The organism is Rhodococcus sp. ACS1 (genome assembly GCF_002300155.1).
Classification (GTDB): Bacteria; Actinomycetota; Actinomycetes; order Mycobacteriales; family Mycobacteriaceae; genus Rhodococcus_F; species Rhodococcus_F koreensis.
In genome coordinates, this window is the sequence record NZ_NSDZ01000007.1 from 203,245 (window position 1) to 230,235 (window position 26,991).

Here is a 26,991-nt window from a genome sequence, read left to right on the forward strand (position 1 = left end):
GAGCGTGGGACGCACTCTGCTCGACCGGTCCGACCGTCGCCGATCGATGGCGATTCCGATACGAACATCACGAATCGACGCACACCGGGCCCACACGTACAGCACGATCAGTACAGCGTGGGAGACCGGCGTCGGTTGGTCCGTCTCACGCGCAGGACTTGCGCATCCAAGGTCTTCTACCCGCTGGGGGAACGAGATGACGAGTGTGAATTCGCCGCAGCCGAATAACGGCGCCGAAGATGTGAACGTTCCCGAAGGGGCCTTCCCGCTCTCCTCGGTGCAACGGAGCATGTGGTTTGCCCAACAACTGAGCCCCACGGTCCCCAAGTTCATCGCGCAGTACATCGAGTTGCGGGGCGAGATCGACCTGGACCTGCTGAGCGATGCCGCAGTGCGGGCCGGTCAGGAGTTCCAGTCGCCGTTCCTGCGTCTGCTCGACGTCGACGGGGAGCCCTATCAGGCGGTCGATTTCACGATCGACCCGTCGATCGGGTTCCTCGACTTCCGCGGCGAGGACGAGCCGATGTCCGCCGCGCAGGCGTGGATCGACGAGGACTACGCGACACCTCTGCGGTTGACCCGGGACCGGCTCGTCGAGATGAACGTCCTGCAGGTCGGTGAGCAGCACTACCTGTGGTACACCAGGATTCATCACGTCGCCCTCGACGGGTACAGCGGCATGACCATGGTGAACCGGATCGCGGCGCTGTACACGGCGGCGATCGAGGGCACCGAACCGGAACCGAACCGTGCGCTGGACCTGCGCGAGCTGTACGCACTCGACCAGAAGTACCGGAAGTCGACCCGGTTCGAGAACGACCGGTTGTACTGGGCCGAACGGATAGTCGGCATCGAGCACGGGTCGACGCTCGCCACCCACGACGCCCCCGCGGCGGCGAAGAGCAGGCTCGAGAGCGCGAAGATCTCCGAATCCGCGCTGGGTTTCCTCGGCGAGTCGGATCAGCGGGTCGGTGCCACGTCGGCGGCCGTCCTGCTCGCGGGGTTCGCCTGCTATCTGTCCCGCATGACGGGCAGGCGGGACGTGCTCATCAACCTGCCGGTGTCGGCGCGCACCACGGCGCCGCTGCAGCGGTCCGGCGGCATGCTCGTCAACGTCGCGCCGCTGCGGATCACCGTCCGCCCCGAGGACACGGTGACCGAACTCGTCCAGCGGACGCAGCTCGAACTGATGGGTGCGCTGCGTCATCAGCGGTGCAGCCTCGAGGACATCCGCCGCGACGCCGGACTCGCGGGGACCGCGGAGGGTCTCGCCGGCCCGATGGTGAATGTCATGCTGTTCCACCAGGCGTTCACGCTGGGCTCCGTCAACGGCGAGTACCACATCGTGACGTCGGGCCCGGTGGACGACTTGCTGGTCAACATCTATCAGAGCGGCGACGGCCAGACACTGCTCGATTTCCGCGGCAACCCCAACCGGTACGGCGCGGAGGAGCTGCGCGCGCACCACCGCCGGTTCGTGGAACTGGTCGAAGAATTCGTCACCGCGGAGCCGCAGGCGCGGACCGCCGACATCCATGCCGAGAGCGCGCGCCTCGGCGCGCGGTTCCTCGAACGGGAGTCCCAGCTCGAGTTCTGGAAGCGGGAGCTGGCGGGCCTGCCCGAGGTGACGGCGCTGCCGCTGGACCGGCCGCGCCCGGCTGAGCGGGCCGGCGCGGGCGAGGTCGTCGGGTTCGCCGTCGACGCCGGCGTGCAGCACCGCGCGGCACTGCTGGCCGAGGAGGCGGGCACCGGGATCTTCACCGCGCTGCATGCCGCGCTGGCCGTGTTGCTGGGCCGGCTGGGTGACACCGACGACGTCGTGGTCGGAACACCGATCGTCGGGCGCGACACGACCGACTCCGAAGACCCGGAAGCCGGAGCGTTCTTCAACAAGGCGGTCCTGCGGTCGCAGGTGGACGGGGCGTCGTCGTTCGTCGACCACCTGAGCCGGGTCCGGGACGCCGACCGGGCCGCGTTCTCGCACGCGGCGCTGCCGTTCGACGATCTCGTCGCTGCCGTGGTGGCCGAACCCGACCCGTCGCACACGCCGCTGTTCCAGGTGATGCTCGAGTTCACCGACGGCGGCCATCCGCACGACTCCTCGGGGACCGTGACGGTCAGCCCGATCCAGCGTGAACACCGAGCCCTGGGGCTGGATCTCGTGTTCTCCCTCACCGAATCTGAGACCGGCGGCATCAACGGCCGGCTGCGGTACGCGAAGGACGTGTGGGACCGCGACAGCGCGGAGGCAATCGCCGCCCGCTTCGTCCGCATCCTGCAGTCGGTGACGGCGGATCCGGCCGCGCCGATCGGGGACGTCGACCTCCTCGAACCGGCCGAGTACGCGGAACTCGCACCGGTGCGCGACGAGCCCGCGGTGGAGCCCCGCACGCTTCCCGCACTGCTCGCCGGTGCCGTCGCGGCGGGCGGCGACGGGGACGCCCTCGTCTACGAGGGGCGCACCCTGACCTACGCCGAACTCGACGAGCAGTCGAACCGACTCGCCCGCATGCTGATCGGGCACGGGGTGGGGCCGGGTTCGGTTGTGGCGCTGGCGATCGCGCGCTCGATCGAATCGGTGCTGGCCACCTGGGCGGTCGCGAAGTCCGGGGCCGCGTTCGTCCCGGTCGACCCGAACTACCCGGCCGACCGCATCGAGCACATGCTCACCGATTCCGGTGCGGTCGTCGGTCTCACCGCCATAGCGCACCGCTCGTCGCTGCCGGCGATCACGCCGTGGCTGGTGATGGACGACGCGTCGTTCGGGCGGGAGACGGAACAGCACGCCGCCGGCGCGATCACCGACGCCGACCGCCTCCGGCCGTTGCGGACGGCGGATCCGGCCTACCTGATCTACACGTCCGGCTCCACCGGTACTCCCAAGGGTGTGGTCGTCACCCATGTCGGTCTGGCGAACTTCGCCGAGGACGAGCGGCAGCGGTTCGACGTCACCGCCGGGTCGCGCACCCTGCACTTCTCCTCCCCGAGTTTCGACGCGTCGATCCTGGAACTGCTTCTCGCCGTGGGCGCAGGCGCCACGATGGTGGTGGCACCGTCGACGGTGTACGGCGGTACCGAACTCGCCGACCTGTTGCGCCGCGAACGGGTGACGCACGCGTTCGTGACGCCGGCCGCGCTGGCATCCGTCGATCCCACCGGACTCGACCACATCCGGTGCGTCGTCACCGGTGGTGAGAGCTGTCCTCCTGCGCTGGTGCAGCAGTGGGCGCCGGGTCGCGTCATGTTCAACGCCTACGGTCCCACCGAGGCCACCGTCGTCGCGAGCGTCGCGGGACCGCTGACGGTCGGCGAACCGGTGACGATCGGCCGCCCGTCCCGCGGTTGCGGTCTGCTGGTGCTCGATTCGCGGTTGCACCCCGTCCCCGCCGGGGTGCCCGGCGAGCTGTACATCACCGGCGACGGTGTGGCACGCGGGTACCACAACCGGTCGGTCCCGACGGCCGAGCGGTTCGTCGCCGACCCGCACGGGACACCCGGTGAGCGGATGTACCGCACCGGCGACCTGGCCCGGTGGAACGCCGCCGGACAGCTGGAGTACCTCGGCCGCACCGACTTCCAGGTGAAGATCCGCGGATTCCGCATCGAACTCGGCGAGATCGACGCCGTCGTCCGCTCGCACCCGAGCGTGGCGTTCGCGACCACCGTCGGCCGCACCGCACCGTCCGGCGACACGGCGCTGGTGACGTACGTGCTGCCCGTGGACGGCGCGCAGATCGTCGTCGGCGACATCCTCGAACACGCCGCCGCCGCGCTGCCCGCGCACATGGTGCCCGCCAGGGTGATGGAGCTCCTCGAGGTCCCGCTGACCCCGGCGGGCAAGCTCGACCGGAAGGCGTTGCCGGAACCACAGTTCGAGGCGACGTCCACCGTCTACCGGGCGCCGGTGACCCCGACCGAGATGCAGATCGCGGAGGTGTTCGCGACGCTGCTCGGAGTCGAGCGCATCGGCGTCGACGACAGCTTCTTCGACCTCGGTGGCGACTCCCTCGTCGCGACCCGCGTGGTGTCCCGGGTGAACACTGCCCTCGGCACGGAGATCGGGGTGCTGGATCTGTTCGAGGCGCCCAGCGTCGCGTTGCTCAGCGCCCGCGTCGACGCCGCCGGGCCCCGCACCTCCGCCCGCCCCGTGCTCGCGCCGCGGCCCGGATCCGGCCCGGTGCAGGTGTCGCTGGCGCAGCAGCGGATGTGGTTCATCAACCAGTTGGACACCGGATCTCCCGCGTACAACATTCCCGTCGGCATCCGGCTGCGCGGCACGCTCGACGTGGAGGCGTTGCGGACCGCGGTGAGCGATGTCCTCACCCGCCACGAATCGCTGCGGACCGTGTTCCCGAACACCCCCAACGGTCCGATCCAGGTAGTGCTGCCGGTCGCGGAGGTGAGCCCGCACCTCGACGCAGTCGAGGTCGCCGAGAGCGAACTCGAATCCCGCCTGATCGCCGACGCCGCAACCGGATTCGACGTCACCGTGGAACCGCCGATCCGGGCGGAACTCTACCGGACGGCGACCGAGGACCACGTGCTGGTGTTCGTGGTGCACCACATCGCCGCCGACGGCCTGTCGATGACGCCGCTGACCCGGGACGTGATGGTGGCCTACCACGCCCGCGCCGCCGGCGAGGCCCCGCAGTGGGCGCCGCTGGAGGTGCAGTACGCCGATTTCGCGGTGTGGCAGCGCGAACTGCTGGGATCCTCCGACGATCCGACGAGTCTGCTGTCCCGGCAGCTGGCGTTCTGGGCCCGCACCCTCGACGGTGCCCCCGAGGTCATGGATCTGCCGACGGATCGCCCGCGCCCGGCCCGGCAGTCGATGATCGGCGCCACCGCCGACTTCACGATTCCGGCACGCATCCACACCGCGCTGCTCGACATCGCGGGCGCGAACGACGCCAGCCTGTTCATGGTGGTGCACGCGGCGCTCGCGGTCCTGCTGTCCCGGTCGTCCGGGTCGGCCGACGTGTCGATCGGATCCCCGGTCTCCGGCCGGGGAGAACGGCAACTCGACGACGTCGTCGGCATGTTCGTCAACACCGTGGTCCTGCGCACCACCGTCGACCCCGATCGCAGCTTCCCCGAGATCCTCTCGCACACCCGCTCCGTGGATCTGGAGGCGTTCAGCAACACCGATCTGCCCTACGAGCGGCTCGTGGACGAACTGAAACCGACGCGCTCCGAAGCACATTCACCGCTGTTCCAGGTGATGCTGGTGCTGCAGGGATTCGCGAACACCAGGCTCGAGCTGCCCGGACTCGACGTGGAGGTCGAGGCACTCGAGACCGGTGCCGCCAAGTTCGATCTCCAGGTCATCCTCACCGAGCACATCGAGGACTCCGGCGCCCCGGGCGCGATCGACGTCCAGTTCTCCTACGCGTCGGAACTGTTCGACCCGCCGACGATGACGGCGCTGGCCGCACGGTTCGTCACCCTTCTCGAGACCATCACCGCCGGGTCGGACGCGAAAGTCGGCGACCTCGACCTGATCGGCGCGGACGAGACGCACCGGATGCTCGAGCAGTGGATCGCCACCGACGTTCCCGTCCCGGACCCGGCGACCCTGGTCAGCCTGTTCGAGTCGCAGGTGGCCCGCACCCCGGACGCCGTGGCCGTGGTGTTCGCCGAAGAGGAACTGCTCTACGCGGAGTTCGACGCCCGCGCCAACCGGCTGGCCCGCGAACTCCTCGCCCGCGGCGTCGGACCCGAATCCCGGGTGGCCGTCGCGCTGCGCCGTTCCCTGGAACTGATGATCGCGATCTATGCGGTGGAGAAGACCGGGGCCGCGTACGTGCCGCTCGACCCCGACCATCCGGCGTCGCGGATCGCGTACGTGATCGAGAGCGCCGAACCCGCCTGCGTTCTCACCGCCTCCCGCGATCGGTGCGAGGGCGTCGACAGCGCGGACGCCGCTGTGATCGAGATCGACACCCTGAACCTGTCCCGGCGGCCCAGCACCCCGATCACCGACGCGGAGCGGGGCGGTCCGATCCACCCCGATTCGACCGCCTACGTGATCTACACGTCCGGGTCGACGGGCAGGCCCAAGGGCGTCGCCGTCAGTCACCGGGCGATCGCGAACCGGCTGCTGTGGATGCAGGACACGTACCGGATGGATCACACGGACGTGGTGCTGCAGAAGACGCCGGTCACGTTCGACGTGTCCGTGTGGGAACTGTTCTGGCCCCTCGAGGTCGGTGCGCGACTCGTCCTCGCCGCGCCGGACGGTCACCGGGACCCGACGTACCTGTCCCACATCATCGCCGACCACCAGGTCACCACCATGCACTTCGTGCCGTCGATGCTCGCCGTGTTCACGGCGGGCGCCGAACCGGAACTGTGCGGTTCGCTGCGCCAGGTGTTCTGCAGTGGTGAGGCCCTCCCGCCGGCCACTGCCGACAGTTTCCGCGAATTCGGATCCGCGGCGCTGCACAACCTGTACGGCCCGACCGAGGCCGCCGTGGACGTCACCTTCTGGGAGTGCACGGAAGGCGACCGGGCCTCGGTTCCGATCGGCGCACCCGTGTGGAACACGCAGCTGTACGTCCTCGACTCCCGGCTGCATCCGGTGCCGGTCGGGGTGCACGGCGAGCTGTATCTGGCCGGCGTTCAGCTGGCCCGCGGTTACGTCGGTCGCAGTGACCTGACGTCGGACCGGTTCGTGGCGAATCCGTTCGGCGCACCGGGACAGCGGATGTACCGCACCGGTGACGTGGTCCGCTGGCGGGCCGACGGCAACATCGAATACATCGGCCGCCGCGACTTCCAGGTCAAGCTCCGTGGACAGCGCATCGAACTCGGCGAGGTGGAGGCGGCCGTGCTGGCGCACCCGTCGGTGGCGCAGGCCGTCGTCACGGTGCACCGCAGCGAGGCCACCGGCGAAAGCCTCGTCGGCTACGTGATCCCCGTGGCGGGCGCCGACATCGACACCGCGGTCGTGCGCGACGCGGCGGCGGAGGCGCTGCCCGCCTACATGGTGCCGACCCGCATCATCGTGCTCGACCGGTTCCCGCTCGGCGCGACCGGAAAGCTGGATCGCGGCGCGCTGCCCGAGCCGGAGTTCCTCAGCCCGTCAGCGGAATTCGTCACGCCGCGCAACCCGATCGAGGAGATCCTCGCGTCGATCTTCGCGGACCTGCTCGACGCACCCCGCATCGGCGTGTACGACAGCTTCTTCGACCTCGGCGGCAACTCGCTGGTGGCCACCCGGCTGGTGGCGCGGGTCAACGCCGCGCTCGGCAGCCGGATCGGGGTCCGGGAGATCTTCGACGCCCCGACCGTCGCGACGCTGGCCACCCGGATCGAGTCCGAGGCCGTGCAGGGCGCCGAACGTCCGCCGCTGGTGGCCGGGGTGCGCCCCGACCACCTGCCGGTCTCGCTGGCGCAGAAGCGCATGTGGTTCATCAACCAGTTCGACCTCGATTCGCCGGCCTACAACATCGCGCTCGCGGTGCGGCTGACCGGCGACCTCGACGAGGACGCGATGCAGGACGCCGTCGCCGACGTGATGGACCGGCACGAGTCGCTGCGCACCCGGTTCCCGATGGTGGAGGGCGAACCCCTCCAGGTGATCCTGCCGACCGAGGACGTGGTGCCGGATCTGTCGCCGATCGATTCGACGGAAGAGCAGCTGCCCGAGCATATTTCGCGGCTGGCGGGCGCCGGATTCGACGTCACGGTGTCGGTGCCGGTGCGCGCAGCCCTGTTCCGCACGGATCCCGGCGAGCACGTTCTCGTCATCGTCGTCCACCACATCAGCGCCGACGGCTTCTCCATGGCCCCGCTCGCGCGGGACGTGATGACCGCCTACGCGGCCCGCACCGGGGGCCAGGCACCGGACTGGACGCCGCTGCCGGTGCAGTACGCCGACTTCGCGCTGTGGCAGCACCGGGTACTCGGCAACGCAGACGACCCGGACAGCCTGCTCGCCGCCCAGCTCGACTACTGGACGCACACGCTCGCCGGGCTTCCGGAACTGCTCGCGCTGCCGACGGACCACCCGCGCCCGACGCAGCAGTCGATGCGCGGCGGCATCCACCCCTTCAGCATCGACCCGCAGATCCACAGCCGGTTGATCACGACCGCCCGCGAACACAATTCGAGTGTGTTCATGGCTGTCCACGCCGCGCTGGCCGTGTTGCTGGCCCGGTTGGGCGACACGGACGACGTGACGGTGGGCACCCCGATCGCCGGCCGCGGCGACGCCGCCCTGGACGACATGGTCGGCATGTTCGTCAACACCCTGGTGCTGCGCACCCCGGTCGAGCCGTCCGGCACGTTCACCGACCTGCTGTCCACGGTCCGCGACACCGACCTGAACGCGTTCCACCACGCGGATCTGCCGTTCGAGCGGCTGGTCGATGCGATCTCGCCGGAACGCGCGACGTCGCATTCGCCGCTGTTCCAGGTGGTGCTCGAGTTCCGCAACAACGAGCGGCCGCGGCTGGAGCTGCCCGGGTTGACCGTCACCGGCCTCGACCTGGCCACCGACATCTCCAACTTCGACCTGCAGCTCACACTGACCGAAGAATTCGGGGTGTCGGGGGAGCCCGCCGGGATCTCCGCGGCATTCACGTACGCGTCGAGTCTGTTCGACGCGTCCACGATCGCCGGTTTCGCCGACTACCTGCAGCGGATCTTCGACGCGGTGACGTCCGAGCCGGGCATCGCGGTCGGCGACATCGACCTGATGGTGGCGTCCGAGCGTGCGGCGCTCACCCCGGTGATGGACGGTCCCGACGCCGAACCGCGGACCCTGCCCGAACTCCTCGCGTCGGCGGCGTCCGTGGACCCGAAGGCGGCCGCACTGTCCTACGAGGGCAGCGAGGTGACGTACCGGGAGCTCGACGAACGGTCGAACCGTCTCGCCCGCCTGCTGATCGGGCGGGGCATCGGCCCCGAATCGGTGGTCGCGCTGGCGATGGCACGTTCGCCCGAGTCGGTGCTGTCGCTGTGGGCGGTCGCCAAGACCGGCGCCGCGTTCGTGCCGGTCGACCCGAACTACCCGACCGACCGGATCGTCCACATGCTCAGCGACTCCGGTGCGGCGCTCGCGCTCACCGTCGCCGAGTTCCGACCCACCCTGCCGGACTGCACCCCGTACGTCGTGGTCGACGCACCCGGCTTCGACGACCAGGTGAGTGCGCACTCTGCCGCCGTCGTCACCGACGCCGACCGGACACACCCGCTGGAGCTGGAGAACCCGGCCTACCTGATCTACACGTCCGGGTCCACCGGCACCCCGAAGGGGGTCGTCGTCACCCATCGCGGCCTGGCGAACTTCGCCACCGACGAACGCGTCCGGTTCGGGGTCACCCCGCGGTCGCGGACCCTGCATTTCTCGTCGCCGAGCTTCGACGCCTCGATCCTGGAACTGCTGCTGGCGGTCGGATCCGGCGCGACCATGGTGATCGCCCCGGCCTCCGTCATCGGCGGCGCCGAACTCGCCGACGTGCTCCGCGAGGGCCGGGTCACGCACGCGTTCATCACCCCGGCGGCCATGGCATCCGTGGACCCCGCGGGCCTCGACCAGCTCGAGTGCGTCGCCACCGGTGGTGACGTGTGCCCGCCGGAGCTGGTGGCGCAGTGGGTGACCGGCGGCAGGCGGATGTTCAACGCCTACGGACCCACCGAGGCGACGGTCGTGTCGAGCGTGACCGGACCCATGCTGCCCGGTGAGGGCGTCACCATCGGCCGTCCGCCCATGGGCACCGGCGAGATGGTGCTCGATTCCCGCCTGCACCCGGTGCCCAACGGGGTGACCGGAGAACTGTACGTCACCGGTTCCGGTCTGGCCCGCGGCTACAAGGACCGGGCGGGCACCACGGCGGAGCGGTTCGTCGCCAACCCGTACGGCGGCCTCGGTGCCCGCATGTACCGGACCGGCGACCTAGCCCGCTGGAACACCGACGGCCAGCTCGAGTACCTGGGCCGCAGCGACTTCCAGGTGAAGATCCGGGGGTTCCGCATCGAACTCGGCGAGATCGAGAACGCCCTCACCCGCTACCCGGGCGTCGCCCGCTCGGTGGTGTCCGCGCACAAGGGCAGCACCGGCGCCAACCGGCTCGTCGGCTACCTCGTCCCCACGGCGGGCGCGGAACTCGACCCGGAGGCCGTCCTCGATTTCGTCGGCGGGTTCCTCGCGCCGTACATGGTGCCGTCCGCGCTGATCGTCCTCGACGAGTTGCCGCTCACCCCGGCAGGCAAGCTGGATCGCCGCGCGCTGCCCGAACCCGACTTCGGGGCCCGGGTGTCGACCGGCCGCGCGCCGGTGTCGGAGATGGAAGAGGTGCTCTCGACACTGTTCGCCGAGGTGCTCGGTCTGGAATCCGCCGGTGTCGAGGACTCGTTCTTCGCGCTCGGCGGCGACAGCATCATGTCGATCCAGCTGGTGGCCCGCGCGAAGGCCGCGGGCGTCGTGCTGACCCCGCGGGACGTGTTCGAGGCCAAGACCGTCGCCGGTCTCGCGGCGGTGGCGTCGTGGGTGGGCGCCGCCGACGTCGTCGTCCTCGACGAACTGCCCGGCGGCGGAGTCGGCGACATGCCGACCACCCCGATCACGAAGTGGCTGCTCGAACGGGGCGGCGAGTTCAACCGGATGTCGCAGTCCGCGCTGCTGACCGCGCCGCCGAACCTGCGCGAACTCGAACCGCTGATCGGCACGTTTCAGGCCGTCCTCGACCGGCACGACATGCTGCGCGCGCAGCTGATGGTCTCCGCCGACGAATCGCATCTCGCCGTCCGCCCGATCGGTGCGGTGGACGCGCAGGACCTGATCCGCCGGGTCGCGGTGTCCGCCGCCCCGGGAACACCGGCGTTCGCGGCCACCGTGATCGCGGAACTCGACGCCGCGCTGGACCGGCTCGATCCGGCGGCCGGGGTCATGATGCAGGTGGTGTGGTTCGACGCCGGGGAGTCCGGCGGCCGCCTGCTCGTGGTCGCGCATCACCTCGTCGTCGACGGTGTGTCGTGGCGCATCCTCGTCCCCGACCTCGCGACCGCGTGGGCGCAGATCTCGGCAGGCCAGGAACCGGTCCTCGACCAGGTCGGCACGTCCATGCGCCGGTGGGCGCACGGACTGGTCGACGAGGCGGCGAACCGGGCGGGCGAACTGGATCTGTGGCAGCGCATCCTCGACTGCGAGGACCCGCTCGTCGGCAGCCGTCCGCTCGACCCCGACGTCGACGTCAATGCGACCGTCGGCCGGGTCACGGTGCAGTTGCCCGCCGAGGTCAGCGAGGCCGTCCTCACGGCCCTGCCGGAAGCGATCCACGGCAGCGTCAACGACGGACTGCTCACCGCGCTGGCGATGGCGGTCACCCAGTGGCGGCGCACCCGCGGCCACACCCTGCACGGACGGTCCGTCGACGGAACCCTGGTGAGCCTCGAGGGCCACGGCCGTGAGGACCAGGTCGTGCCGGGCGCCGATCTGGGCCGCACGGTCGGCTGGTTCACGGCCATGTTCCCGGTGCGGCTCGACCTGTCGGGCATCGACCTCGACGACGCGTTCGACGGCGGCCGGGCCGCCGGGTCGGCGATCAAGGCGATCAAGGAACAGTTGCTGGCCATCCCGGACCACGGCATGGGTTACGGCATGCTGCGGTACCTCAACGCCGACACCGCACCGCTGCTCGCGGCCCGGTCGCTGCCGCAGATCAGCTTCAACTACCTGGGACGCTTCGCCGCCGACCTGTCCGAGGCGGCCACCCGCGCCGGCTGGACGCCGACCGGTGAAGTCGACATGGACCGGGCGCAGGACCTCGACACCCCGGTCACCTCGGCCATCGACGTCAACGCCGTCACCACCGAGGTCGACGACCGGCCTCAGCTGCGCGCCACCTGGGCGTACGCGGCCGGCGTCCTCACCGTCGCCGAGGTGCGCGAACTCGCCGAACTGTGGGTCCGGGCACTGACCGCGCTCACGACGTACGCGGCCCGCCCCGACGCCGGCGGTGTGACCCCGTCCGACCTCGAACTGGTCAGCCTCGACCAGGACGCCATCGACCGCATCGAGTCGCGCTTCCCGGCGCTGTCCGACATCTGGTCGCTGTCGCCGCTGCAGTCCGGACTGCTGTTCCACGCGTTGCTGGCCGACGAGTCGATCGACTCGTACACGGTGCAGGTGACACTCGAACTGCGCGGCGCCGTGTCGTCCCGCCTTCGGGTGGCCGGGCAGGCCCTGCTCGACCGGCACGCGAACCTGCGGGCGTCGTTCGTCTACGACGAGGGCGGCACCCCCGTCCAGGCGGTCCACGGATACGCGGAACTGCCGTGGACGGAGATCGACCTGTCCGCACTCGACGAGGAGAGCCGCGAAGCCGAGGTCCGGGAACTCCTCGACACCGACCGCCGCCGCGGGTTCGACATGGCCACCCCGCCGCTGCTGCGGTTCATGCTGATCCAGGTCGGTGCGGACGAGCAGCGCCTGATCATCACCAATCACCACATCCTGCTCGACGGCTGGTCGATGCCGCTGCTGATCCGCGACCTCCTGACCCTGTACGCCACGGAGGGGGACGCCACGGCGCTGCCGCGGGTGCACCCGTACCGCGACTACCTCGCGTGGATGTCGCACCGCAGCACCGAGGACTCCCTCGGGGTGTGGCAGCGCGCCCTCGCCGGGGTGGAGGAGCCGACGCTGCTCGCCCCGGCCGACGCCTCGGCCCAGAGCGACACGCAGTCCAGTGAACTGGTCGTCGAACTCGACGTCGACCGCACCGATCAGCTCAGTGTGCTCGCACGCGAACACGGCCTGACCCTCAGCACCCTGATCCGCACCGCGTGGGGAATCGTGCTGGGCGGCCTCGTCGGCCGCTCCGACGTCGTCTTCGGCGGGACGGTGTCGGGTCGGCCCCCGCAGATCGCGGGTATCGAGTCGATGGTCGGTCTGTTCATCAACACGCTCCCGGTACGGGTGACCCTCGACCCGCGGGAAACGCTGGGGGAGCTGCTCGAACGCATCCAGGGCGAGCAGGCCGCACTGCTCGATCACCACTACGTCGGATTGACCGACATCCAGTCGGTGGCCGGTCCGGGCGCCGGCTTCGACACGCTGACCGTGTTCGAGTCCTACCCCGTCGACCGGGAGGGACTGACCGAGCAGACCGACATCGCCGGCATGCACGTCGTCGACGTGCACGACAGCGCGAACGCCGCGCACTACCCGCTCGCCCTGATCGCCTCGGCACACGAAAATCTGCAACTGAAACTCGAATACGTCGAGGATCTGTTCGACCGGGCCGCGGTCGAGCGGATCGGCGACCGGATCGTCCGCGCGCTGATCGCGCTCGCCGAGCACCCCGGGATGAAGTTGGCGCAGCTGCGCCTGCTCACCGACGCCGAGGAAGCGGAACTGGTTCCGGCCCGCGGCAGGCCTGGCCGGTCCGTGCGCACACTGCCGCAGATGTTCGCCGAGACGGCCGCCGCGTCGGGCGACGCGACCGCACTGGTGTTCGGCGACCGCCGGATGTCCTACCGGGAACTCGACGAACGGTCCAACCAGCTCGCGCGGCTGCTCATCGGCCGCGGCGTCGGCCCGGAAGACATCGTGGCCCTGGGCATCTCACGGTCCATCGAATCGGTGCTCGCCGTGTGGTCGATCACCAAGACCGGCGCCGCGTTCGTTCCGGTCGATCCGACCTACCCGCGGGAGCGGGTCGAGCACATGGTCACCGACTCCGGGTGCACGTTCGGCGTGCGGGTGGCCGCCGATCGCGACCGGCTGCCCGCCGCGGTGACGTGGCTGACCCTCGACGATGCCGAGACCGAAGCCGCCGTCGCGGCGATGTCCACCGACACCGTGACCGACGACGAACGCGTCGTGCCGCTGCGCTTCGCGCACCCGGCGTACGTCATCTACACGTCCGGGTCCACCGGCAAGCCGAAGGGTGTGGTGGTCAGCCACCGCGGTCTCGACAACTTCGCCGAGGAGCAGCGCACCCGCTACGCGACGGATTCGGCGTCTCGGGCCCTGCACTTCTCCTCGCCGAGCTTCGACGCCTCGGTCCTCGAATACCTGCTGTCGTTCGCCGTCGGCGCGACCATGGTGATCGTGCCCCCGTCCGTGTACGGCGGTGAGGAACTCGCGGAGCTGATCCGGGCCGAGGGCGTCACCCACGGGTTCGTCACCCCCGCGGCGCTGGCCTCCGTGGACCCCGAGGGTCTCGAGGTGTTCCAGAACGTGGTCGCCGGCGGCGAAGCCGTCCCGCCGGAACTGGTGACCCGCTGGGCGCCGGGGCGCACGCTGTACAACGGCTACGGCCCCACCGAGACCACCATCATGAGCAACCTCAGCGATCACCTGCAGGTGGGGGAGACCGTCACCATCGGCGCCCCCGTCCGCGGCGTGTCGGAGGTGATCCTCGACTCGCGGCTGCAACCGGTCTCCGTCGGCGTCGCCGGCGAACTCTACATCTCCGGTGAGGGCCTGGCCCGCGGCTACCACGCCCGCGCCGGGCTGACCAGCGAGCGGTTCGTCGCCAACCCCTACGGCGACCCGGGCGACCGGATGTACCGCACCGGCGACCTCGCGCGGTGGCGGCCCGACCACACGGTCGAATACCTGGGCCGCACCGACTTCCAGGTCAAGATCCGCGGCTTCCGCATCGAACTCGGCGACATCGACAGCGCACTCGCCGGACACCCGTCCGTCGCGTTCGCCGTCACCCTCGGCCGCCCCGGTCCCGCCGGCGACACCGTGCTCGTGTCCTATGTGCTGCCGGAGGCCGAGTCGGTGCTCGAACCGCCGGAGCTGAAGGAGTGGACGGCGAATCTGCTGCCCGCGCACATGGTCCCGTCGAGCATCATGATCCTCGACGAGATCCCGCTCACCCCGGTCGGCAAGCTCGATCGGTCGGCGCTGCCGGAACCGCAGTTCCTGCCCACGTCGGACGCCTTCCGGCCGCCGTCGACGGTCCTCGAACACACGATCGCCGACGTCATCACCACGGTCCTGGGCATCGAACGGGTCGGCATCGACGACAACTTCTTCGACATCGGCGGCAACTCGCTGATCGCGACCCGGGTCGCCGCACGCCTGACCGCGGAACTCGATACCGACATCGGCGTCCGCACCCTGTTCGAGGCGCCGACGATCCACCAGCTGGCCCGCCTGATCGAATCGACGGCCTTCGCCCCGGCACACGACGGCGACCACGTGCGGCTCCCGCTCGGCCCGATGGCGCAGCCCGCGCACGTGCCGGTGTCGCTGGCGCAGAAGCGGATGTGGTTCCTCAACCAGTTCGACACGTCGTCGGCGGCCTACAACATCCCGCTCGCCGTGAGGCTGACCGGTCACCTGGACGTCGAATCGCTGCGCGCGGCGGTGACCGACGTGTTCGTCCGGCACGAGTCGTTGCGGACCGTCTTCCCGTCCCACGACGGTGAACCGACCCAGGTGGTGCTCTCACCCGGTCAGTGGACACCGAACCTCGAGATCACCGAGGTGTCCGAGGCCGAACTCCGCGAGCACATCGCCGGTCTCGCGACCGCCGGTTTCGACGTCACGGCCGACGTGCCGATGCGGTCGGCGCTGTTCGCACTCGCCCCCGACGATCACGTGCTCGTCATCGTGGTGCACCACATCTGCGCCGACGGGTTCTCGCTCACCCCGCTCGCCCGGGACGTCATGACCGCGTACGCCGCCCGCATCGCGGGAAGCGCACCGCAGTGGAACCCGCTGTCGGTGCAGTACGCCGACTACACGCTGTGGCAGCTGCAACTGCTCGGCGACGAGAGCGACTCCGAGTCGCTGATCTCCCAGCAGCTCCGGTACTGGACGGATCAGCTGGCCGACCTGCCCGAACTCCTGCAGCTGCCGACCGACCGGGCGCGCCCGGTCCAGCAGTCGTTCCGGGGTGCGCAGGTCGACTTCACGATTCCGGCGGACGTGCACCGGGCGCTGTCCGCGCTGGCGCGCAAACACAACTCCACCATGTTCATGGCCGTGCACGCGGCCCTGTCGGTGCTGCTGTCCGCGCTGTCGTCCACCGAGGACATCGCGGTCGGAACACCCATCGCGGGTCGCGGTGACGCCGCACTCGACGACATGGTCGGCATGTTCGTCAACACCCTGGTGCTGCGGAGCGCGGTCGACCCGGCGGCGGGTTTCGGCGCCCTGATCGATCAGGTGCGGGCCACCGACCTCGCCGCGTTCCACCACTCGGACCTGCCGTTCGAGCGGCTCGTCGACGTCCTGGCGCCGGAGCGTTCCACCGCGCACTCGCCGCTGTTCCAGGCGCTGCTCGAGTTCCGGAACAACGAGACACCGCGCCTCGAGCTGCCCGAACTCACCGCGGCCGCCGTCGATTTCGACCTCGAGGTCGCCAAGTTCGACCTGCAGCTCAGCGTCGAGGAAGGATTCGACGCGGACGGGGTGGCGTCGGGGATCACCGCGTCGTTCATCTACGCCACCGACCTGTTCGATGCCGGCACCGTGCGCACGTTCGCCGACCGGTTCCTGCGAATCCTCACCGCCGTCACCGCCGACCCGCAGGCCCCGGTCGGTGACATCGTGGTCACCGACGCCGCCGAGCGGTCGGCGATGGCGACCGTGTGGAACACCGCCGGAGTGGAGGCGGGCACCGACACCCTCGCGGACCGGTTCGCGCAGAGCGTGGCCCGGTTCCCCGACGCCACGGCCGTGACGTCGGAGGACGTGGCGCTGACGTACGCGGAACTCGACGCCCGGTCGAACCGGCTGGCCCGGCTGCTCATCGCCCAGGGGGTGGGCCCGGAAACGCTGGTGGCCGTGGCACTGCCACGCACCTGCGATCTGATCATCGCCCTGCTGGCCGTGATCAAGTCCGGCGGCGGCTACCTGCCCGTCGACATCACCTACCCGGCGGACCGGCTGGCGTTCGTGTTCGAGGACGCCGCACCGAACTGCGTGATCACCACCACCGGCGACGTCTCCGCCCTGCCCGACTCGGAGACCCCGGTGATCCTGCTCGACGACCCGGAGACCACCGCGGACCTCGCGCAGCAGTCGCCGGCGACGATCACCGACGCCGACCGGGTCACCCCGCTCGACGCCGCGTCGGTGGCGTACGTCATCTACACGTCCGGGTCCACGGGCCGCCCCAAGGGCGTCGTCGTCTCGCACCGCAACGTGCTGACCCTGTTCGCGAACACCCAGCCGCTGTACGGGTTCGACGAGAACGACGTGTGGACGATGTTCCACTCGTACGCGTTCGACTTCTCGGTGTGGGAGCTGTGGGGTCCGTTGCTGCACGGCGGCCGGCTCGTCGTCGTCGACTACTACACGGCACGGTCGCCGGAGATGTTCCACGAACTCCTGCGCAACGAACAGGTCACCGTCCTCAACCAGACCCCGACCGCGTTCTATCAGCTCGCCGAGACCGACCGCATCGTCTCGGAGATCGACGTGAACGCGGCGGCACTGGCGCTGCGGTACGTGATCTTCGGCGGTGAGGCTCTCGACCTCGGTCAGCTCGGCCGCTGGTACTCACGGCACGACGACACCGCCCCGACCCTGGTGAACATGTACGGCATCACCGAGACGACGGTCCACGTCAGCTACCTCGCGCTCGACCGTGCGTTCGCGGAATCGGCGTCGGCCAGTGTGATCGGCCGCGGCATCGCCGGGCTGCACGTGCACGTCCTGGACCGGCGCCTGCACCCGGTGCCCCCGGGCACCATCGGTGAGATGTACGTCTCGGGTGACCAGGTCACCCGCGGCTACCTGGGCCGGGCCGGGCTCAGTTCCACCCGGTTCGTGGCCGACCCGCTCCGTCCCGGGGCACGGATGTACCGCACCGGCGACCTGGCCCGGTGGAACACCGACGGCCAGCTGGAATACCTGGGCCGCAGCGACTTCCAGGTGAAGATCCGCGGGTTCCGCATCGAACTCGGTGAGATCGAATCCGCGCTGCTCCGGTACCGCGGCATCGCGCAGGCCGTCGTCCTCACCCGCGACGACGGGCACGGCGGCCACCGGCTGATCGGCTACGTGGTTCCCGAATCCGGTGCCACCGTCGAGGTGTCCTCGGCCCTCGAGTTCGTCGGCACCCAGCTCACCTCGTACATGGTGCCCGCCACCCTCGTGGTGCTCGACGCGCTGCCGTTGACGAGCAACGGCAAGCTCGACCGCCGCGCGCTGCCGGAACCCGACTTCGGGGCCCGGGTGTCGGCGGGCCGCGCCCCGGCGACGGAGATGGAGACCGTCCTCGCCGGCCTGTTCGCCGAGGTGCTCGGTCTGGAATCGGTTGGTGTGGACGATTCGTTCTTCGCGCTCGGCGGCGACAGCATCATGTCGATCCAGTTGGTGGCGCGCGCAAAGGCCGCCGGGGTGGTCCTCACCCCGCGGGACGTGTTCGAGGCCAAGACCGTGGCCGCCCTCGCCGAGGCGGCGTCCTGGGCGGGCGCCGCCGACGTGGTGGTCCTCGACGAACTGCCTGGCGGCGGGATCGGCGAGATGCCGGTCACCCCGATCACCGCGTGGCTGCTCGAACGCGGCGGCGATTTCCGCCGCTACACCCAGACCGCGCTGCTGTCCCTGCCCGCCGCGGCCGACGAGACACTGCTGAAGCGCACGATCGCGGCCGTCGTCGATCACCACGACATGCTGCGGGCGCGTCTGCTCGGCGCCGCACCGCAGTGGCGGATCGAGGTGCAGGCCACGGGCGCCGTCGACGTGGACGACGTGCTGCACCGGGTCGAGGTCGCGTCGGTGGTCGGGTCTGCGTTCGCGGAGATCGCCACCCACGAACTCGACGCCGCCGCAGGACGATTGGACCCCGAGGCCGGGGTCATGCTGCAGATGGTGTGGTTCGACGCCGGCGACGAGGGCGGGCGGCTGCTGGTCGTGGCCCACCACCTGGTCGTCGACGGCGTGTCGTGGCGGATCCTGGTCCCCGACCTGGCGACGGCGTGGGCGCAGGTCACCGCGGGTCAGGAACCGGCACTCGAGCCGGTCGGCACGTCGATGCGGCGCTGGTCGCACGGACTCGTCGACGCGACCCGCGAACGCGGCGCCGAGATCGAACTGTGGCGCCGGGTGCTCGAGGCCGACGACCCGCTGATCGGATCGCGTCCGCTCGACGCCGCGATCGACGTGGCGGGAACGGTCGAGAAGGTCACCGTGGAGGTGCCCGCCGACGTCACGGATGCTCTGCTGACCCGTGTCCCCGAGGCGTTCCACGGCGGCGTCAACGACGGTCTGCTGACCGCACTGGCGCTGGCCCTCGCGCAGTGGCGGCGCACCCACGGCGATTTCACGCGCGAGTCGCTGGTGAGCCTCGAGGGCCACGGCCGCGAGGACCAGGTGCTGCCGGGCGCCGATCTGGGCCGCACCGCCGGCTGGTTCACGGCCATGTTCCCGGTGCGCCTGGACCTGTCGGGCATCGACCTCGACGACGCCTTCGCCGGTGGCCGGGCCGCCGGGTCGGCGATCAAGGCGATCAAGGAACAGCTGCTGGCCATCCCGGACCACGGCATCGGGTACGGCATGCTCCGCTACCTGGACCCGGAGAGCGCCGACCGGTTGCGGGCGCTCGCGAAGCCGCAGGTCACGTTCAACTACCTGGGCCGGTTGGGCGGTGCGACATCCACCGACATCCACGGGCACGCCTGGGTCCCGGTGACGGACACCAAACTCGACGACATCCCCGCCTCCGACATCCCGGTGGCGTCGGCGCTCGACATCAACGCCGTCACCGGCACCGGGGTCGACGGCAACCGGCTGCGGGCCACGTGGGCGTTCCCGACCGGGGTCCTCACCCCGTCCGAGGTGCGTGCGCTCGCCGACCTGTGGGTGCAGGCGCTGACCGCGCTGACCGAGCACGTCGCGCGGCCCGACGCCGGCGGTGTGACACCGTCCGACCTGGACCTGGTGACGCTCGACCAGGACGCCATCGACCGGCTCGAGTCCCGGTTCCCGGCGCTGTCGGACATCTGGTCGCTGTCGCCGCTGCAGTCGGGGCTGCTGTTCCACGCCCAGTTCTCGGACGCCTCGGTCGACCCGTACCTGGTGCAGTTGGCGCTGAAGCTGCGCGGCGACGTGAACGCGGACCGGTTCCGCCGGGCGGGGCAGGCGCTGCTGGACCGGCACCCCAACCTGCGGGCCGCGTTCGTCCACGACAGTGCCGGCGCTTCCGCGCAGATCATCCAGCAGCACGTGGAACTGCCGTGGTCGGAGTTCGACCTGTCGGCCCTGGGTCCCGAGGAGACGGCCCGCGAATACGAGCGGATCGTGGCAGGCGACCGGTCGGTGAAGTTCGACATGGCGGACGCGCCGTTGCTGCGCCTCGCCCTGGTCCGGCTCACCGGGGACGAGTACCGGCTGATCCTGACCAACCATCACATCCTGCTGGACGGCTGGTCGACGCCGCTCGTCATCCGCGACCTGCTGACGCTGTACGCCCTGGACGCCGACGGCAGCCTGCTGCCGCGGGTCCATTCCTACCGCGACTACCTGTCGTGGATGAAGCGCCACGACACCACGGACTCCCTCGACGCCTGGCGCGCCGCGCTCGACGGTGTCGAGGAGCCGACGCTGCTGGCCCCGCTGGAGCGGGGTGAGGCGCATTCCGCCGTGGCGGAGGAGACCGCGTTCACGCTGTCCGAGGAGCACACCACCCGGTTGCGTGACCTGAGCCGCGAACGCGGGCTCACCCTCAACACCGTCGTCCAGACGGCGTGGGGAATCGTGCTGGGCGGCCTGGTCGGCCGCTCCGACGTGGTGTTCGGCGGGACAGTGTCCGGCAGGCCGCCGCAGATCGCGGGCATCGAGTCGATGGTCGGTTTGTTCATCAACACCCTCCCGGTGCGGGTCACCCTCGACCCATGGGAGTCGCTGGGCGAGTTGCTCGAACGCGTGCAGCGCGAACAGGCCACGCTGCTCGACCACCACTACGTGGGGCTGACCGACATCCAGTCGGCGGTCGGCGGCGGCGGCGCATTCGACACGCTGACCGTGTTCGAGTCGTACCCGGTGGACGAGGCGGGGCTGACCGAACAGACCGACATCGCCGGGATGTTCGTCCTCGGCATCGACGGCAAGGACTCCGCGCACTACCCGCTGGCCGTCGTCGCCTCCGGTGACGCCCGGCTGAACTTCAAGTTCGAGTACCTCCCCGAGGTCCTCGAGGAAAGCGCGGTCGACGAGATCGCGGACCGGCTGCGGCGGGTGCTCGACGCCCTCGCCGACCGGCCCGAGATCCCGCTGGCCCACATGCAGCTGCTCACCGAGGCCGAACTCGCCGAGTTCGCGCCGGTGCGCGGCCGCCCCGGGTTCTCCGTCCGGACGCTGCCGCAGATCTTCGAGGACGCGGCGGCGCTGGATCCGAACCGTACCGCTCTGACGTTCGAGGGCCGCAACGTCTCCTACCGGGAACTCAACGAGCGCTCCAACCAGCTCGCCCGGGTTCTCATCTCCCGCGGCGCAGGCCCGGAGACGTTCGTGGCGCTCGGCATTCCGCGGTCGATCGAGTCGGTGCTGGCGGTGTGGGCGGTGGCCAAGACGGGTGCCGCGTTCGTCCCGGTCGACCCGAACTACCCGATGGACCGGATCGAGCACATGCTGACCGATTCGGGGGCGACCATCGGGCTGACCATGGCCGCCTACGAGAAGTCGCTGCCCGACTCGGTGCCGTGGCTGCAGCTCGACTCGCCCAAGTTCGAGAAGGCGTGCCAGGCGAAACCGGCTCTGCCGGTAGCAGATTCGGACCGCCGGTCGCCGATAAGCCTCGACAACGCGGCGTACATCGTCTACACCTCCGGGTCGACGGGCAAGCCGAAGGGCGTCGTCGTCACCCACGAGGGCCTCGACAACTTCGCCGAGGACCAGCGGCAGCGCTTCGCGGCCGCGCAGACGTCCCGCACACTGCACTTCTCGACACCGAGCTTCGACGGGTCGGTGTTCGAGTACCTGCAGGCGTTCGGGGTCGGCGCCACCATGGTCATCGCGCCGCCCACGGTGTACGGCGGAGCGGAACTGGCCGAACTGATCCGGTCGGAACACGTCACCCACGCCTTCGTCACCACCGCGGCGCTGTCGACGGTGGACCCGGAGGGGCTCGACGAGTTCCAGCACGTGGTGTTCGGCGGCGAGGCGTGCCCGCCAGAACTGGTGACCCGCTGGGCGCCCGGCAGGCAGTTGTCCAACGCGTACGGCCCCACCGAGACCACGGTGATGGCCAACATCAGCGACCCGATGACGGTGGGCGACCCCATCACCCTCGGCGGCCCGATCCGCGGCGTCGGCGAACTCGTGCTCGATTCGCGGCTCCAGCCGGTGCCTGTCGGCGTTCCTGGCGAGCTGTACATCACCGGCGCGGGTCTCGCCCGCGGCTACCACCGGCGCCCCGAACTGAGCAGCCAGCGGTTCGTCGCCAACCCATTCGGGGAGGCGGGGGAGCGGATGTACCGCACCGGCGACATCGTCCGGTGGCGCGCCGATCACACCGTCGAGTACGTGGGCCGCAGCGACTTCCAGGTGAAGATCCGCGGGTTCCGCATCGAACTCGGCGAGATCGACAACGAGATCGCCACGTTCCCCGGGGTCAGCTTCGCCGCGACCCTCGGTGCCCCCGGCCCGTCCGGGGACACGGTGCTCGTGACGTACCTGCTGCCCGTCACGGAAGGGGGCGTCGACCCCGCCGAGCTGACCGCGCACCTGTCGACGCGGCTGCCCGCGCACATGGTGCCGACGAGCATCATGTTCCTCGACGAGATCCCGTTGACCCCGGTGGGCAAACTGGACCGGTCGGCGCTGCCCGCGCCGGAGTTCCACGTCACCACCGCGGAGTTCCAGCCACCGACCAACGACCTCGAACGCAAGATCGTGGACATCTTCACCGACGTCCTCGGTCTCGAACGGATCGGCATCGACGACAACTTCTTCGATCTCGGCGGCAACTCGCTGGTCGCGACGCGTGTCACCGCGCGGCTGCGGGACGCCCTGGACACCGACATCGGTGTGCGGGCGCTGTTCGAGGCCCCCGACGCCCGGTCGCTGGCCGAACGCGTCGCCGACAGCGTCAGCGGCGGCGCCCGACCCGCTCTCGCCCCGGTCGAACGCCCCGATCGGATCCCGTTGTCGCTGGCGCAGAAGCGGATGTGGTTCCTCAACCAGTTCGACACGTCCTCACCCGCCTACAACATTCCGCTGGCGGTGCGGCTGACCGGAACCCTGGACGAGGACGCCTTGCGCCTGGCGATGGCCGACGTCCTCGAACGGCACGAGACGCTGCGCACCGTCTTCCCGACGGTCGGCAACGAACCGACCCAGCGGATCCTGGCCGCCGCCGACGCCCAACCGGACGTCGACACGGTCGAGGTGGACGCGGCGGACCTGCCGCGGCACATCATGGACCTGGTGTCCCGCGGGTTCGACGTCAGCACCGACGTCCCGGTGCGGGCGGCCCTGTTCCGGACGGCGCCCGACCATCACGTGCTGACGATCGTGGTGCACCACATCTGCGCGGACGGATTCTCCCTGGCGCCGCTCGCCCGCGACGTCATGGTGGCCTACACGTCGCGGCTCGACGGCGACGGCCCGCAGTGGGCTCCGCTGCACGTGCAGTACGCCGACTACACCCTGTGGCAGCATGCCGGACTCGGGTCGGAGAACGATCCCGAGTCGATGATCAACCGGCAGTTGCGGTTCTGGTCGGAGACGCTGGCCGGGTTGCCGGACGTCATCCAGTTGCCGACCGATCGGCCGCGGCCGATCCAGCAGACGTTCGAGGGTGATCGGGTCGAGTTCGCGATCGACGCCGATCTCCATCAGCGGCTGACAGCACTGGCCCGGACCAACAACGCCACCATGTTCATGGCCGTCCACGCCGCGCTGGCCGTGCTGCTGTCGCGGCTCGGCAGCACAGACGACGTGGTCATCGGCACCCCGGTCGCCGGGCGCGGTGAAGAGGCGCTCGACGAGATGGTCGGCATGTTCGTCAACACGCTGGTCCTGCGGAACCGGATCGATCCGTCCGCGACGTTCACCGAACTGGTGCAGCAGATCCGGGAATCCGACCTGGCCGCGTTCCAGCACGCGGATCTGCCGTTCGAGCGGCTCGTCGAGGAACTCAACCCGACCCGGTCCACGTCGTACTCGCCGCTGTTCCAGGTGGCCCTCGAGTTCCAGAACAACGAGAACCCGACGCTGGAACTGCCGGACCTGCGGGTCGAGAACGTGGACCTCGAGACCCGGGTGGTGAAGGAAGACCTCGAGGTGATCCTGGCCGAGCGGTTCGACCAGGACGGCGCGCCCGCGGGTGTCGCCGGCGGCCTGGACTTCGCCGTCTCCCTGTTCGACCCCGACACGGCGCGTTCGATCGCGGACCGGTTCGTGCGGGTCCTCGCGGCCGTCGTCGCCGACCCGGACCGGCCGATCGGCACCGTCCCGCTGCTCGACGAGGCGGAGATCGACGAGATGGTCCCGGCCCGCGGCAAGCCCGACGTGCAGCCCGAGGTGTGGCCGGACCTGCTGACGGCCGCCGCGGCCCTCGACCCCGACTCGGTGGCACTGTCGTTCGAGGATCGGCAGGTCACGTACCGGGAACTCGACGAATGGTCCAACCGGCTGGCGCGGGTGCTGTGCGCTCAGGGTGTCGGACCGGAGACGTTCGTGGCCATCGGTATGCCGCGGTCGATCGAGGAAGTGGTGTCGATCTGGTCGGTGGCCAAGTCGGGTGCCGCGTTCGTGCCAGTCGATCCGACGTACCCGCGGGACCGCATCGACTACATGCTCACCGACTGCCGGGCTTCGGTCGGCCTGACCGTCGCCGGCAGGCGCGACAACCTGCCGGACACGGTGCCGTGGCTGGTGCTCGACGACGAGACTTTCGCCGAGCAGGTCGCGGGCATGTCCTCGGCGCCGGTCACCGACGCCGACCGCGTGATCCCGCTCCATCTGGCGCACCCGGCGTACCTGATCTACACGTCGGGGTCGACCGGGAAACCGAAGGGGGTCATCGTCACTCACCGCGGCATGGCCAACCTCACCGCGGAGGAACATGAACGGTTCCAGGTCACGCACGATTCGCGGGTCTCGCATCTGGCGTCCCCGAGCTTCGACGCGTCGATCTTCGAGCTGATGATGGCGTTCGGCGCCTCGGCGCGGGTCGTGATCGTGCCGCCCACCGTCTTCGGTGGCGCCGAGTTGGCGGACCTGTTCCGGCGCAACGAGGTCACGCACGCGTTCATCACGCCCACCGCGCTGTCGTCCATCGAGGATGTGGGGCTCGAGTCGCTGCGGGTCCTCGCGGTGGCCGGCGAGGCCTGCCCGCCGGAACTGGTGGAGATCTGGGGCAAGCACCGCAACATGCACAACGGGTACGGGCCCACCGAGACGACCATCCAGGCGAGTGTCAGCGCCCCGATGCGTCCGGGCGGGGTCGTGAACATCGGCGCCCCCGCACTGGGCTTCGGTTCGCTGGTCCTCGACGAACGCCTGCAGCCCGTCCCGGCCGGCGTGCCCGGCGAGCTGTACATCACCGGCCCCGGACTGGCACGCGGGTACCACAACAGGTCGGCGCTCACCTCGGAACGGTTCGTCGCCTGCCCGTACGGGGAGCCCGGCCGCCGGATGTACCGCACCGGCGACGTCGTGCGCTGGCGCGGCGACCACATCATCGAGTACATCGGCCGCACCGACTTCCAGGTGAAGGTCCGCGGCTTCCGCATCGAACTCGGTGAGATCGACGCCGTCCTCGCCCGCCACCCCGCGGTCGCGTTCGCGGCCACCATCGGTCACACCGGTCCGTCCGGCGACACGCTCCTCGCGTCGTACGTGCGGGCCGCCGAGGGCCACGACCTCGAGCCGGCGGAACTGCGCACCCACGCGTCCGACCGCCTGCCCGCGCACATGGTCCCGTCAGCGGTGGTGGTTCTCGACCAGATCCCGATGACCCCGGTCGGCAAGCTCGACCGCAAGGCGCTGCCCGCGCCCGAGTTCGGCACCACCGGCGCGGCCTTCCGGGCCCCGACGACGGCGACCGAGCGGATCATCGTCGAGGCCTTCGCCGAGGTGCTGGGCGTGGACCGGGTCGGCACCGCCGACAGCTTCTTCGACCTCGGGGGTAACTCGATCGTCGCTACCCGGGTGATCACGGTGCTGCAGGAGCGCCTCGGACGGCAGATCCCGTTGCAGTCCATGTTCCTGGATCCCACGCCCGCGGGGCTGGCGCTCCGGGTCGACACCGAGAACGCCGCCGGGTCGCCGGTGGACGAGGCGCTCGGCGTCGTCATCCCGCTGCGCCCGACGGGGGAGAAGCCGCCGCTGTTCTGCATCCATCCCGGGATCGGTCTGTCATGGGGGTATGCGGGACTGCTGCAGCACCTCTCGCAGGACCGTCCGGCGTTCGGCCTGCAGTTGCCGATCATCAGCGGCGGCCCGGCCGTCGACTCGATCGAGCAGCTGGCGCACCAGTACGTGCTGGAGATGCGCAAGGTCCAGGCGCACGGGCCGTACCACCTGCTGGGCTGGTCGCTCGGCGGCGTCATCGCGCACGCCATGGCCGTCGAACTGCGGCGGGAGGGGGAGGCCGTCGACACCCTCGCCCTCATGGACAGCTACGTGGCGAACGGGACCGATCAGGGCCCGGAGAGCCTCACCGTGCCCGAGTTGCTGCACGGTCTCGGGCTGGACCTCGAGTCCGTGTCCGGGGAGGAACTCACGTACGAGCGGGCGGTCGAGTTGCTGGACGACGCGTTCGGGCAGAAGACCGGACTGACTCCTCGGCACCTCGAGCGGATCAGCGCCGGGTTCACGAACTCCTCGCGGATCATGAACAACTTCCGGCCCCAGGTGTTCGACGGGGACCTGCTGTTCTTCACCGCCGCCGGGTCGGCGGCGACGGGCGAGCATTCACCGGAGGAATGGCGCGATTCGGTCACCGGCGGCATCCGGGAAGTCAAGATCGAGTGCGAGCACAACCAGATGATCGAACCCGAGGTCCTGGCCGTGGTGGGGCCCGTCCTCGAGGACTATCTGGGCACGCACTGACCCGTTTACGT

1 protein-coding gene is annotated in these 26,991 nt (G+C 70.1%); it reads left to right on the plus strand.

Features of this window, described 5'->3' with window-relative positions; all coding sequences use genetic code 11:
• Positions 1–196 precede the first annotated feature (196 nt).
• Positions 197–26,980 (plus strand): non-ribosomal peptide synthase/polyketide synthase, encoded by a 26,784-nt coding sequence (locus tag CJ179_RS32360; protein ID WP_095864150.1) that lies wholly within the window; start codon positions 197–199, stop codon positions 26,978–26,980.
• Positions 26,981–26,991 lie beyond the last annotated feature (11 nt).